This window comes from Stenotrophomonas sp. 22LJNL06-5-1, from assembly GCF_056861455.1.
Genome location: NZ_JBSPUE010000002.1, coordinates 492,309 through 505,154, shown reverse-complemented (window position 1 = coordinate 505,154; position 12,846 = coordinate 492,309). Strand labels below are relative to the sequence as shown.

Annotated in this window: 10 protein-coding genes; 6 read left to right on the top strand and 4 right to left on the bottom strand. The window is 67.0% G+C overall.

Features of this window, described 5'->3' with window-relative positions:
• Positions 1–8: 8 nt before the first annotated feature.
• Together AC13GF_RS07900 and AC13GF_RS07895 are read right to left on the bottom strand one after the other, a co-directional pair.
• On the bottom strand, positions 9–713 hold the full coding sequence (locus AC13GF_RS07900) for a helix-turn-helix transcriptional regulator (RefSeq protein ID WP_483004231.1): 705 nt from the start codon (positions 711–713) through the stop codon (positions 9–11).
• 304 nt (positions 714–1,017) lie between these two features.
• Entirely contained in the window at positions 1,018–1,452 is a 435-nt protein-coding gene (locus AC13GF_RS07895; protein WP_021204492.1) for a VOC family protein, read from the bottom strand.
• 337 nt (positions 1,453–1,789) lie between these two features.
• Here AC13GF_RS07895 and AC13GF_RS07890 point away from each other — a divergent pair, with 337 nt between their 5' ends.
• Positions 1,790–4,585: a beta-glucosidase family protein gene (locus AC13GF_RS07890; RefSeq protein ID WP_483004230.1), complete on the top strand. Its 2,796-nt coding sequence runs from the start codon at positions 1,790–1,792 to the stop codon at positions 4,583–4,585.
• A 100-nt stretch (positions 4,586–4,685) separates the two neighbouring features.
• On the opposite strand, the gene AC13GF_RS07885 is transcribed toward AC13GF_RS07890, so the two are convergent.
• Positions 4,686–5,582 carry a LysR family transcriptional regulator gene (locus tag AC13GF_RS07885; RefSeq protein WP_483004229.1) on the bottom strand — a complete coding sequence of 299 codons (897 nt, stop codon included), beginning with the start codon at positions 5,580–5,582 and terminating at the stop codon, positions 4,686–4,688.
• A 105-nt stretch (positions 5,583–5,687) separates the two neighbouring features.
• Here AC13GF_RS07885 and AC13GF_RS07880 point away from each other — a divergent pair, with 105 nt between their 5' ends.
• The 3 genes from AC13GF_RS07880 to AC13GF_RS07870 all read left to right on the top strand — a co-directional run bounded on the left by AC13GF_RS07880 (position 5,688) and on the right by AC13GF_RS07870 (position 9,563).
• Positions 5,688–7,046 carry an MFS transporter gene (locus AC13GF_RS07880; RefSeq protein WP_483004228.1) on the top strand — a complete coding sequence of 453 codons (1,359 nt, stop codon included), beginning with the start codon at positions 5,688–5,690 and terminating at the stop codon, positions 7,044–7,046.
• Positions 7,046–7,432 carry a DUF4440 domain-containing protein gene (locus tag AC13GF_RS07875; protein ID WP_483004227.1) on the top strand — a complete coding sequence of 129 codons (387 nt, stop codon included), beginning with the start codon at positions 7,046–7,048 and terminating at the stop codon, positions 7,430–7,432. The genes AC13GF_RS07880 and AC13GF_RS07875 overlap by 1 nt, the downstream gene beginning before the upstream one ends.
• Positions 7,433–7,652: 220 nt before the next feature.
• Positions 7,653–9,563, top strand: coding sequence for a CocE/NonD family hydrolase (locus AC13GF_RS07870; RefSeq protein ID WP_483004226.1), 1,911 nt, complete (start codon positions 7,653–7,655; stop codon positions 9,561–9,563).
• Positions 9,564–10,098: 535 nt separating this feature from the next.
• On the opposite strand, the gene AC13GF_RS07865 is transcribed toward AC13GF_RS07870, so the two are convergent.
• Positions 10,099–11,052, bottom strand: a complete 954-nt coding sequence (locus AC13GF_RS07865) for a helix-turn-helix transcriptional regulator (protein WP_483004225.1) — start codon at positions 11,050–11,052, stop codon at positions 10,099–10,101.
• A gap of 448 nt (positions 11,053–11,500) precedes the next feature.
• On the opposite strand from AC13GF_RS07865, the gene AC13GF_RS07860 reads away from it, so the two are divergent.
• Both AC13GF_RS07860 and AC13GF_RS07855 read left to right on the top strand, forming a co-directional pair.
• Positions 11,501–12,259, top strand: coding sequence for an SDR family NAD(P)-dependent oxidoreductase (locus AC13GF_RS07860; RefSeq protein ID WP_126929522.1), 759 nt, complete (start codon positions 11,501–11,503; stop codon positions 12,257–12,259).
• A gap of 126 nt (positions 12,260–12,385) precedes the next feature.
• Positions 12,386–12,838: an MgtC/SapB family protein gene (locus AC13GF_RS07855; RefSeq protein WP_005410036.1), complete on the top strand. Its 453-nt coding sequence runs from the start codon at positions 12,386–12,388 to the stop codon at positions 12,836–12,838.
• Positions 12,839–12,846: the final 8 nt, after the last annotated feature.

Below are 12,846 nucleotides of genomic sequence, written 5' to 3'. Positions count from 1 at the left end.
CGGCCGTGTCAGGCCGCGTGCAGCTGCAGGCCCTGCAGCTGCGCCGCACCGATGCCGAACATGCGGCGCAGGCTGCGCGACAGATGGGCCAGATCGGCGAATCCAGCGGCATGCGCACTGTCGGTCAGGTTGTGCCCGCGCAGATGATGCATGAGCGCGTTGCGCAGCCGCTGCCACAGCACCCAGCCGCGCAGGGTGACCGCCAGCTCGGACTGGAAACGCCGGTGCAGCTGGCTGGTCGACAGATGCGCGGCTGCGGCAATGTCGGCAGCCGGCACCGGGCCAGGCAAGTGCTGGGCGATACGGGCCAACGCCGCCTGCACGCGGCGGTCCAGCGGTTGCGGGCGGCTCAGTCGTGGAAGCCAGTCGTGCAGTTCCAGCACGTTGCCCGGCAGCGCGTGCAGGTGCTGCTGGATCTGTGCGGGATCGGCATGCGTCGGCTCGAGGAACACCGTGCAGCCCGCTTCCGGCGCGGACCGGATCGCATGCGTCTGGAAGGAGGGCAGCCACAGCCGTTGGCCCTGCTGCTGCACGCCATCGACCTCGACCTGCCAGGGGGCGCCGTCGCTGAGCAGCAGTTGATGGGCGTAGTGCGCATGCGAGGCGCTGTCACCGGCATGACCGTGAAGCACGGCGGCGTGCGCATCCAGCAGCAACGTGCCATTCCAGGGCAGGGCGGGAGAGGACATGGAGGGATTGTAGATCCACGTCATGCGTGGATGAATCTCCATCGAAATCGATTAATTCGACGATTGATCGAAGAGCATCCACGCCTGGCGTGGATCTACTGCAGATTGCGGCGAATTGTCGAAGGCGGGGTGGGTCCGGTTGCGGGGGCGTGAGCGCCATGGATGGCGCGACCGAGCCTCCAGGGACGGATTCACGGCGTCCCCCGCAACCGGACCCACCCCGCCATCCCACAGGAAGCCCGCTTTTGCTTCGGCTGTTGCTTCTGAGGTTGCCGGCCAGCGGCCGGCACTACCGCGGGTGCCGTGCGCAGCCCGGCCGTGCGCACTCTCACCGCCCGTGCGGGTCGGGCCGGTGATGCACGTACTCGACCACCGTCCCATCGGGATGTACCGCGTTGAACGCCGCCCCGGTCGGTACCACCTGCAACGGGAAGATGATCTCGGCGCCAGCCGCGACCAGTTTGTCGTGATAGGGCCGAACGTCATCAACCAGCAGCGTCCCCGTGGTCGAAGTGAACGGCGCCAGCGCCGCCTCGCTGCCCTCGATCAACAGGAACGCCCCGACCATCGCCAGACGCAGCCCGGCCTCCGGAAACGGGAACCCCGCATCGGCCACCACGCCCTGCAGCTGCTCGTAGAAGGCCACGCTGCGCTCCAGCTCACCGGGGGCCACGAACACCCGGATCAGCACGCGCGGCGCGCGCTGGCTGGACGTATCGCAGCGGTCACGCCAGAGATGGTCGAAGTCGCGGTGGACGGTCATGGGCTCGGTTCGTGGCCAGGGATCTCCATTATCAGCAGCCCCGCGCGGCGCACTGATGACCGCCGGTGATGGCCTGATAACCGCTGGCCGGGTTGCCCCTGTGACTTAGGTCCTGTTGACAGGTGTGAACGCCCTCGCACAATCTTCACATGATTGGGCCGCCCTGCGCGGCCCGGACAGGCAGGTTGTCACGCCGGGAGGAGGGTCCCAGGCGCAGACCGGCCCGTCCTTCGGCCTGCGGGACGTTGCCTGGCAACCCCTGCGCGGCATGAACGCTGCACCCTTCGGCGGCACTTTCCCTGGACCGATTGCCTTGGCAACGGAATTACGCCTGCCGATGAAAACGTTTACAAAGCCGTTTGCACTGTCCCTGGCCCTGTCTGCCGCACTGGCCGCCCCGGCCTGGGCCGACCCCGCCGCGTTCACTGTGCTGACCCTGGAACAGGCCCCGACCGCCGAGGCGATGCCGGCCCTGGCCGCCCAGCTGAAGACCCTGCAGGTGGACGCGGTGAGCGTGCGCCAGGTGCAGCGTGGCATCGGCCAGGTCGATCCGCTGCAGGTGCTGGCCGATGGCCTGGGCTACGCGTACCGCTTCATTGCTGCCGGCAAGGACGATGGCCAGACCCAGCGCGGCCAGGCCGTGCTGACCCGGCTGCCGATCGCCGCTGAATCCGGCCCCGACCAGCCGGGCCTGAACTACCTGCGCCTGGACGACGGCCGCCACACCGTGGCGGTCTATACCGATGCCGGTGCAGGTGCCGCGCAGCTGCCGGCGCTGGTCACCCGTTCGCGGCTGGGTGCACCGGCGGTGCTGCTCGGCGCGGTGGCCGGTGAATCGGCCAAGGCCGCAGGCTTCGATCCGGCGCGTGTGGCGCTGGAAGCGGATGCCAGCTATTTCAGCGACGGCTTCCAGGCCGCCAGCAGTGCGCCGTTCAAGGTGGAAGGCAGCACCCTGCGCGCCACCCTGCTGACTCTGGCCTATGCCGCCGACAAGCACGGCGACACGCCGTGGATGGACACCACCCTCAACGCCGATGCACGCGCTGCGCTGCTGCTGAAGGCGATGACCGAGGATGAGAAGTTCCAGATGCTGCACAGCTACTTCGGGCTGGGTAAGGACGGTGGCCCGTTGCCGGAAGGCGCGGTCGGTTCGGCCGGTTTCGTGCCGGGCGTGGCGCGGCTGGGCATTCCGTCGCAGCAGTCGGCCGATGCCGGCGTCGGCGTGACCAATCCGGGCGGCATCCGCCCGGGCGATTTCGCCACGGCGATGCCCTCGGGCCCGTCCACCGCATCGAGCTGGAACCGTGAAGTCGCCTTCGCCGGTGGCGCGACCATGGGCCGCGAGGCGTGGCAGCAGCGCTTCAACATCCTGCTGTCGGGCAGCGTCAACCTGCAGCGCGACCCGCGCAACGGCCGTAATTTTGAATACGCCGGTGAAGATCCGCTGCTGGCCGGTTCGATGGTCGGCGCGCTGATCCAGGGCGTGCAGAGCCAGCACGTGATCTCCTCGATGAAGCACTTCGCGCTGAACGACATGGAGACCCGTCGCAACTTCCACGACGTGCGCATCGGCGAACAGGCCATGCACGAATCGGACCTGCTGGCCTTCGAGATCGCGCTGGACGCCGGCCGCCCGGGTGTGGCGATGTGCTCGTACAACAAGATCAACGGCACCTACGGCTGCGAGAACGGCTACCTGATGAACCAGGTGCTGAAGCAGGAATGGAAGTTCCCCGGTTTCGTGATGTCCGACTGGGGTGGTGTGCACAGTGGTTCTAAGGCGGCGCTGGCCGGCCTCGATCAGCAGTCGGCCGGTGAAGTGTTCGACGCGGCAGTGTTCTTCGACGAACCGCTGCGCCTGGCCGTGCACGGCGGCGTAGTGCCGCAGGCACGCCTGAACGACATGGTGGCGCGGATCCTGCGCACGATGTTCCTGCATGGCAACTTCGACAACCCGCCGCAGCACCAGAAGGTGGATGCCGAGGCCGGCTTCGCCGTTGCCCAGCGCACGGTGGAAGAGGGCAGCGTGCTGCTGCGCAATGAAGGCAACCTGCTGCCGCTGGCCGACAGCGTGAAGCGCATCGTCATCATCGGCGGCCATGCCGACAAGGGCGTGATCGGCGGCGGTGGTTCGTCGATGGTGGGCGTGACCGCCAAGGGCACCAACGCGGTGCCGGGCGTGATGCCGACCACCTGGCCGGGCCCGGTGATCTTCCACCCGTCCTCGCCGCTGGAATCGCTGCGCGCCGCGCGCCCGGACGCGACCATCGAGTACGTGGACGGTACCAACGCCGCCGCTGCGGCCAAGGCGGCAGCACAGGCGGATGTGGCCATCGTGTTTGCCACGCAGTGGGCCGCCGAATCGGTGGACCTGCCGGACATGCAGCTGCCGGACAATCAGGATGCCCTGATCTCGGCAGTGGCCAAGGCCAACCCGAAGACGGTGCTGGTGCTGGAAACCAACGGCCCGGTGCGCACGCCGTGGCTGGCGCAGGTGCCGGCGATGCTGCAGGCCTGGTACCCGGGCATCCGCGGTGGCGAAGGCATTGCCGCGCTGCTGACCGGCCAGGTCAATCCGTCCGGCCGCCTGCCGGTGACCTGGGTGTCGGACGAATCGCAGCTGCCGCGCCCGCACATCGATGGCCTCGGCTTCAAGCCGGCCAAGCCGTTCGGTGATGTGTTCGATTTCGATATCGAAGGCGCCAACGTCGGCTACAAGTGGATGGCGGCCAAGGGCCTGACCCCGACCTTCGCCTTCGGCCACGGCCTGTCCTACACCTCGTTCGCCTATGAGAACCTGAAGGTGAGCGTGGAGGGTTCGCGTCTGGTCGCCAGCGTGGACATCCGCAATACCGGCAAGCGCGCCGGTGCCGACGTGGCCCAGTTGTACCTGAAGCTGCCGGCCGGCAGCACCACGCCGATCCGCCTGATCGGCTATGACAAGGTGAACCTGCAGCCGGGCGAGCAGCGCCGCATCCGCATCGAAGCCGAGCCGAAGACCCTGGCCCACTACGATGCACAGGCGCGTCAGTGGAAGATCGACGGCGGCACCTACCAGGTGCAGCTGTCGCGCAATGCCGCCGAGCCTCTGCAGACGGTGGACGTGCAGCTGGTGGAGCAGGTGCTGCGCTGATGCCTGAAGACACGGCCCGCACAGGGCCGTGTCGGGAAAAGGGGACGGAGGGGATTAAGTCGTTTATGCACAAACGACTTAATCCCCTCCGTCCCCTTTTTCATTTGCCAAACCACCCGCGCAGGAAATCAATCAGCTGCCGTACCTTTGGCGAGGGCTGCGTGCTGTGTGGGTAGACCGCGTAAACGCTCTGCTGCGGGAAGCGGTGCTGGCGCAGTACCGGTCGCAGCCGACCCTGGGCCAGATCGTCCTCGATCAGCCAACGTGGCAGCACGGTGACCCCGGCGCCGGCCACAGCGAAAGCGCGCAGGCTGCTGGCACCATCTACGCGCACCACCGCATTGCCCGGGTTGGTGGCAAACAAGGCGTCGCTGCCATCCGGTGCCACCACTGGCACATCGGCCAGACGCGGGTAGCCCAGGCGGGGCAGGGTTGCCAGCTGTACAGGATCATCGGCCGCCTCGGCGGAGGGCAGGCGTGCGAGCAGGGATGGAGCCGCCACCGCGCACAGTGGGTGGCGCTCCAGTTCGCTGGCATGCAGGCCCGAGTCCGGCAAGCGGCCGAGGCGGATCGCCAGGTCGAAGCGCTCGGGAATCAGGTCGGCCGGTGCCGGTGAGGTCGACAGGTGCAGCTGCAGGGCCGGGTGCCGCGCACGGAACGCCTCCAACGCAGGAATCAAGCGTAGCTGGGCGTACTCCGGCGTGGTGGTCAGGCGCAGCACGCCCTGCAGCTGGTGCTGGTCGCGGCGCGCGGCATCGATCGCTGCCTGTGCGGCGTCCAGCGCCTGCACGCAGTGCTGCAGGAACTGTTCGCCGGCCTCGGTCAGGGCCAGGTGGCGGGTACTGCGCAACAGCAGGGTCACGCCCAGCTCCTGCTCCAGCCGCTTCAGGTTGAAGCTGACCACCGCGCGGCTGAGGCCGAGGCGATCGGCGGCAGCGGTCAGGCTGCCGGCCTCGACCACGGAACGGAAGATATCGAAGCGATCGAGGCTGACCATGGCAGTTCATTGTCAAAGCAAATTTGACAGTGTTGCAGTTGCTGTCGTGTTTTTCCAACAAGGCCCGCACGGCATGCTGGCCGCTTCCCTGCTGGAGCGCCGCCGATGCCGTCCCCCCGCCTGCGCCATGAGGCCATCTTCCTGCTGGTGTTCGCCCTGGATCTGGTCAACATGTTCATCGCCACGGTGGCCTATCCGGCATTGGCAGCGGAACTGCACGCCGATATCAGCACCCTGGCCTGGGTCGGCACCGCCTACATGCTGGGCCTGAGCGTGGTGATTCCGCTGGCACCCTGGCTGGCCGCGCGCTGCGGCGAGTGTCGCCTGCTGCTGATGGCGTTGTTGTTGTTCGCGGTTGCCGCTGCGCTGGCCGGTACCGCACCGGGGATCGGCTGGCTGCTGGGCTGGCGCCTGCTGCAGGGGCTGGCCGGCGGCCTGCTGATTCCGGTGGCGCAGGCGGCGGCCTACCGTCAGTGCACGCCCGAGCAGCGTGGCGCGCTGACCCGGCGCATCCTGCTGGTGGCGCTGCTGGTGCCGGCATTGGCGCCCGCGTTGGGCGGGCTGCTGGTGCAGTGGTTGTCCTGGCGCGGCGTGCTCTGGGCCAGCCTGCCACTGGCCGTGGTGGCGATTGGACTGGTGCTGGCGTGGATGCCGGCCGATGGCGGGCGTAGTGCGCCACGCCTGCAGGGCTATGCGCTGTCCACCGCGATGCTGGCGCTGGGCGCGCTGCTGCTGGCGCTGACCTGGCTGGGCGAGTCTGGACATCGCGGCGCAGGTGCCGTGTTGCTGCTGGTCGCACTGCTGCTGGCGGCGGCCCACCTGCGGCATGCACGTCGGCAGGTGCAGCCACTGCTGCGCTGGTCGCTGTTGTCCCACCGTGGACTGAGGCTGGCGATGCTGGTGTATCTGGCAGTGCCGGGCGTATTCATCGGCAGTCAGCTGGTCAGTACCCTGCAGCTGCACCAGGCCGGTTACAGCGCGGCACGCATCGGCGCGTTGATGCTGCCCTGGGCGCTGGCCTCGGCCATTGCGATCACGGCCAGCAAGCGCCTGCTGGCCCGCTTGGGCCCGGCCACGGTACTGCGCGCCGGCATGCTGCTGCAGGCCAGCGGCCTGCTGCTGATGGCGCTGTTGCCGCAGCCGGCCTTCACCTTGGCCGCGCTGTTGTTCGCGCTGATGGGCGCCGGCGGCAGCCTGTGCAGCAGCACGGCGCAGACGCTCGCCTTCCATGGCGTGGAAGGTGAGGCGCTGGGCGATGCCAGCGCTCTCTGGAATCTCAATCGCCAGCTCAGTTTCTGCCTTGGCACTGCCGCCATTGCGCTGCTGCTGGCGCTAGCCATGCAATGGCTGCCGGCAAACGCTACCCGCGTGGCGCTGGGGTTGGCCGCCGTACTGACCCTGTTGCCGATGGCGTTGCTGCGTCGGCCGCAGAGGATCACCCTTTCGCAACCGGAGAACGCTTGATGGCTACCACCGCAGAACATGAAATCCACCACCTGCATGACAAACTACAGGCCTGGTTCCGGGCCGAGGTGGGTGCGGATGCGCTGGATGATCTGATGGCGCATTTCTGCGCGGACTTCAGCATGGTCGGCATCGCCGGGCGCCGGTTGGATCGGCTGGCTGTGCAGGCGCTGTTCGAGGGCGGCCATGGCGCGCGTCCGGGGCTGCTGATTTCCATCGAGGCCGTGCAGGCGGTCCAGGCGCCGTCACCGCTGGCGGTACTGCGCTATCGCGAAGGGCATTCGGTCGATGGCGGCCAGCCCACATGGCGCGAATCGTTGGCCGTGCTGCGGCAGGAAGAGGGTCGCTGGCGCTGGCTGGCGTTGCATGAAGTGCCGGTGGCCTGACCGGTAGCGCCGGCCGCTGGCCGACAACCGCGTAACGCGCCCAAGGATCATGAAGTTGCCGGCCAGCGGCCGGCACTACCGGTCGTCGGCGAGCGCAGCGGCACCGGGGCACATGTGCCATCAGTCCTGCCCGCATCCACCGCAGAATGCAAAGCCCGCACACACCTCACGGCTCAAGGCAGGAGTAGGCTTGAGGCTTTCCTGCCGGGAGGGGTTGTCCATGCGTGTGCGTGCCGTCGCTGTAGCCATTGCCCTTTGCCTGCCCAGCACCGTGCTGGCCGCCGATACCCCGCCGATGACCCCGGACATCAGCGGAAAGCCCTTCGTTGCCCCCGATGTTGGTCGTGACTACGACAAGCGCGTGGTGATGGTGCCGATGCGTGATGGCACCAAGCTGTATACGGTGATCGTGGTGCCCAAGGGCGCCCGCAACGCACCGATCCTGCTGACCCGCACGCCTTACGACGCTGCTGGTCGCGCCAGCCGCAGTGATTCGCCGCGCATGCGCGACCTGCTGCCGCAGGGCGACGAGGTGTTCGTCGACGGCGGTTACATCCGCGTGTTCCAGGACATCCGTGGCAAGTACGGCTCCGAAGGCGATTACGTGATGACCCGGCCGCTGCGCGGACCGTTGAACAACACCAAGGTAGACCACTCCACCGATGCCTGGGACACCATCGACTGGCTGGTGAAGAACGTGGCCGAGAGCAATGGCAAGGTCGGCATGCTCGGTTCGTCGTACGAGGGCTTCACCGTGGTGATGGCGCTGACCGACCCGCATCCGGCACTGAAAGTGGCCGCACCGCAGAGCCCGATGGTCGATGGCTGGATGGGTGACGACTGGCTCAACTATGGTGCGTTCCGCCAGGTCAACTTCAACTATTTCGCGATGCAGACCGAGAAGCGCGGCAAGGGTACGCCGCTGCCCAGCCTTGGCTACGACGACTACAGCACTTTCCTGCGCATCGGTTCGGCTGGCGACTACGCGCGCTTCACCGGCGTGGACCAGCTGACCTGGTGGAAGAAGCTGGTCGAGCATCCGGCCTATGACGGCTTCTGGCAGGGCCAGGCGCTGGACGCGGTGATGGCGAAGACACCGTTGAAGGTGCCGACCATGTGGCTGCAGGGCCTGTGGGACCAGGAGGACATGTGGGGTGCCAACCACGCCTATCAGGCGATGGAAGGGCGCGACAGTGGCAACAACCGCAATTACCTGGTGATGGGCCCGTGGCGGCACAGCCAGGTGAACTACAGCGGCAGCGAACTGGGCGCGCTGAAGTTCGATGGCGATACCGCGCTGCAGTTCCGCCGCGATGTGCTCAAACCGTTCTTCGACCAGTATTTGGTGGACGGTGCGCCGAAGGCCGACACGCCGCCGGTGCTGATCTACAACACCGGCGAGAACCACTGGGATCGCCTGAAGGGTTGGCCGCGCAGCTGCGACAAGGGCTGTGCTGCCAGTAGCAAGCCACTGTACCTGCGCGCCGGCGGCAAGCTGGCATTCCAGGCGCCGGCGGCGGGCGAGGGTGACTTCGAGGAATACGTGTCCGACCCGGCCAAGCCGGTGCCGTTCGTGCCGCGCCCGGTCCGCTTCGGTGACCGCGACATGTGGACCACCTGGCTGGTCAAGGACCAGCGCTTTGTCGATGGTCGTCCGGACGTGCTGACCTTCATCACCGAACCGCTGACCGCGCCGTTGCGCATCGGCGGCGCGCCGGTGGTGCACCTGCAGGCTTCGACCAGTGGCACCGACAGCGACTGGGTGGTGAAGCTGATCGACGTGTATCCGGACCAGGAAGCGTCGACGCCGGAGATGGGGGGCTACGAGCTGCCGGTGTCGCTGGCGATCTTCCGTGGCCGCTACCGCGAAAGCTTCAGCGATCCGAAGCCGCTGGCGGCGAACCAGGTGCTGCCGTACCGCTTCGACCTGCCCAACGCCAACCACACTTTCCAGAAAGGTCACCGGGTGATGGTGCAGGTGCAGTCCAGCCTGTTCCCGCTGTACGACCGCAACCCGCAGACCTACGTGCCTAACGTCTACCTGGCCAAGCCGGGCGATTACCAGAAGGCTACGCAGCGGGTCTGGCACAGTGCCGCGCAGGCCAGCTACATCGATCTGCCGGTGTATTGAAGCGGAGAGGATGATGCCGGGCATAGCCCGGCAGCACGTGGTAGTGCCGGCCGCTGGCCGGCATCCGCGATGGCGCGAGAGCGTGTCGACCAAGGTCGACACCTACCAAGGCTGGGTCATGGCAGGTCGATTCCAGCGGGTGTGGTAGTGCCGGCCGCTGGCCGGCATCCGCGATGGCGCGAGAGCGTGTCGACCAAGGTCGACACCTACCAAGGCTGGGTCATGGCAGGTCGATTCCAGCGGGTGTGGTAGTGCCGGCCGCTGGCCGGCATCCGCGATGGCGCGAGAGCGTGTCGACCAAGGTCGACACCTACCAGGGCGGGGCCATGGCATGTCGCTCAGGCGGGGGCGGTAGTGCCGGCCGCTGGCCGGCATTCGCGATGGCGTAAGAGCGTGTCGACCAAGGTCGACACCTACCAGAGCTGGGTCATGGCAGGTCGATTCCAGCGGGTGTGGTAGTGCCGGCCGCTGGCCGGCAGCCGCGATGGCGCGAGAGCGTGTCGACCAAGGTCGACACCTACCGGAGCGGGGATCCTCATCCCACCTTCGAGGGGCCCGTACGCCAGCGGCTGGGGACCAGGCCGAAGCGCTTGCGGAACGCGGCGGCGAAGTTGCTGGGGTGGCGGTAGCCGCTGGCGGCGGCGGCCTGCTCAACCGTCCAGCCGTCTTCGCGCAGGCCCTGTTCGGCATGGCGCATGCGCTGTTCGTGCAGGTAGTCGAATACCGAGCAGCCGTACTGCTGGGCGAAATGGCGGCGCAGCGAGCTCGGGCTCATGCAGGCCAGCTGGGCCAGTTCGATCAGGCTGTGGGCGTGGCTGGGGTCGTCATGCAGGTAGGCACGCACGCGCTCCAGGCGCTCGCGCTGGCCGGCCCGCAGCGTTCGTACATGGTCGGTCTGCAGATCCTCGGCCTTCAGGCCAACGGCCAGCAGCTGCAGTGCGACGCCTTCGCGCCACAACGCGTCGATGCCGTCCTCCCATGGGCTGTCGAACAACTGGCCCAGCACCGGCAGCAGGGTATGCGGAATGGCCCAGTGGCGGCATTCCAGGTGGGTGTTGAGCGCGGTCTCCAGCTGCGGCAGATGGAACAGGTCCGGATCGATCTGGCCGGGCACCATCACACTGACGCCGCGCATGCGCGTTTCGCCGGGATGCGCACCGGTCATCTCGACCTGCTCGCGGTGGTGCGCGGTCATCGCCGTGCCAGCACGCAGGGTGAACCCCCCACGTCGCGGAATGCGCACATCGACCTGGCCCTGCAGCATCACGCGGATGGCCAGGCCGGGACTCTGCTGGGCCGTGGCGACATAAGGAAAGCGATTATGGACGTCGGAGGCGATCAGGCTCATGCCGCCGCGCAGGAACTGCTCGTTGACCTCGCCATGGCCGGCCCACTGGTCGTCGCGCAGGTGTTCCGGGTCGGCGCGGTAATCGAAGCCATGACGGTGGCCGAAGCGGCGGTAATCAGCAAAAGTGAAGTATCGGGACATCGCTCGGCACGTGCTTTGGAGGTGGACGCTGGCATTACCTCGCCCACGCACTCTGCAACGCAGATGCAGATCCGGTCGTTACCCGCGCAGGCATGCTGGGAAGCAGTGGCGTGGGCACTCTGGATGGCTGGGGAAACGCCAGGTTGAATGGAATGTGTCGAAGAAACTGGAAACGTTTCCCATTGTCGCCTCGATTCGCGCGCTTTTGATTTCAATATGGTCAAAACGATTGATGATTACGGCCAAAGTGAAAATGCCGCCGAACATACGCCAGCGTTTTGCATGCATATCCGTACGCAATTCCATACATCAACTTGAGTTGAGGTTTCATGGCTGGAACGATCGCCCATGGACGCGGATGTCAGCCAAGCCATCACGGCTGCGCGCGTAGGGTGGGGCGGTTGGCTGTTGCAGGCCACTTCGATACCCCCACTGATGGAGAACACAGATGATTGACTACCAGCTCACCGGCAAGACCGCGATCGTGACCGGCGGCGTGTCCGGTATCGGCCTGGCCGTGGCGCAGACCCTGGCGGCGTCCGGTGCGCGGATCTCGGTCTGGGACCTGAAGCAGGATGCGGTCGATGCCACCGTGGCGCAGTTGCGCGGTGCGGGCGCGCAGGCCATTGGCATCGCGCTGGACGTCACCGACGCTGCTGCGGTGGAGGCGGCAGTGCAGCGCACGATCAAGGAACTCGATGGCCTGCATGTGGCGGTCAACAACGCCGGTATCGGCGGGCCGGCCGCCAGCAGCGGTGACTATCCGATCGATGGCTGGCAGCGCGTGATCGACGTCAACCTCACCAGCGTGTTCCTGTGCCAGCGGGCGCAGATCCAGGCGATGCGAGCCGCTGGAACCGGCGGCAGCATCATCAACATGGCCTCGATCCTGGGCCAGGTGGGCTATGCAGGATCCACTGCGTACGTGGCGGCCAAGCACGGTGTGGTCGGGCTGACCCAGACCGCCGCCTGGGAGCATGCGGCCGACGGCATCCGTGTCAACGCGGTCGGCCCGGGCTTCATCAGTACACCGTTGCTGGAGAAGATGGACCCGAAGGTGCGTGCCACGCTGGAAGGTCGCCACGCGTTGAAGCGGCTGGGCACGGCCGAGGAAGTGGCGGCGCTGGTGGCCTGGCTGGCCAGCGACGATGCCTCGTTCGCGACCGGCGCGTACTACGCCATCGATGGAGGCTACCTCGCGCAGTGAGCGTATGTGGTCAGTAGATCCACGCCATGCGTGGATGAAAGCGTGCGGTGAAGAAGGCGTGCCATCGCCTTCACCCCCGTCCCACGATCGCCACGCGACGCTCCGGGAAACTACCGGAGCTTTCCCATGGAACTCACCCAGGATGTCTCGATCCTGCTGCGCGTGGCCGCAGCCATGTTGTTCGGCGGCGTGCTCGGCGTCGAGCGCGAGATGGGCAAGCACGCTGCCGGCCTGCGCACGCACATGCTGATCGCGGGGGCTGCGGCGTTGATCGTTGGCCTCGGCGATTCGGTGGCCGAACATTTCCAGCAGGAGCGCTACCGCGACCTGCTGCAGGTCGATCCGGTGCGCCTGATCGAAGCGGTGGTGGCCTGTGTCGGCTTTGTTGCCGCCGGCACCATCCTGCGTGGGTCACGCGAGGACCAGGTCAGCGGATTGACCACCGCAAGCTCGCTGATCATGGCGGCGGCCATTGGCATCGCCGTGGGCATCGGCAAGTACGTGATTGCGATCGGCGTCAGCGTGCTGTGCGTGCTGGTGCTGGCGGTGATGCGGCGGTTGGAGAAGCGGATTTCGTAGGGAATCTC

What these genes read in the sequence shown, in the direction of transcription:
- AC13GF_RS07900 (WP_483004231.1), bottom strand. Translation starts at nt 713, where the DNA reads ATGACGTGGATCTACAATCCCTCCATGTCCTCTCCCGCCCTGCCCTGG.
- AC13GF_RS07895 (WP_021204492.1), bottom strand. Translation starts at nt 1,452, where the DNA reads ATGACCGTCCACCGCGACTTCGACCATCTCTGGCGTGACCGCTGCGAT.
- AC13GF_RS07890 (WP_483004230.1), top strand. Translation starts at nt 1,790, where the DNA reads ATGAAAACGTTTACAAAGCCGTTTGCACTGTCCCTGGCCCTGTCTGCC.
- AC13GF_RS07885 (WP_483004229.1), bottom strand. Translation starts at nt 5,582, where the DNA reads ATGGTCAGCCTCGATCGCTTCGATATCTTCCGTTCCGTGGTCGAGGCC.
- AC13GF_RS07880 (WP_483004228.1), top strand. Translation starts at nt 5,688, where the DNA reads ATGCCGTCCCCCCGCCTGCGCCATGAGGCCATCTTCCTGCTGGTGTTC.
- AC13GF_RS07875 (WP_483004227.1), top strand. Translation starts at nt 7,046, where the DNA reads ATGGCTACCACCGCAGAACATGAAATCCACCACCTGCATGACAAACTA.
- AC13GF_RS07870 (WP_483004226.1), top strand. Translation starts at nt 7,653, where the DNA reads ATGCGTGTGCGTGCCGTCGCTGTAGCCATTGCCCTTTGCCTGCCCAGC.
- AC13GF_RS07865 (WP_483004225.1), bottom strand. Translation starts at nt 11,052, where the DNA reads ATGTCCCGATACTTCACTTTTGCTGATTACCGCCGCTTCGGCCACCGT.
- AC13GF_RS07860 (WP_126929522.1), top strand. Translation starts at nt 11,501, where the DNA reads ATGATTGACTACCAGCTCACCGGCAAGACCGCGATCGTGACCGGCGGC.
- AC13GF_RS07855 (WP_005410036.1), top strand. Translation starts at nt 12,386, where the DNA reads ATGGAACTCACCCAGGATGTCTCGATCCTGCTGCGCGTGGCCGCAGCC.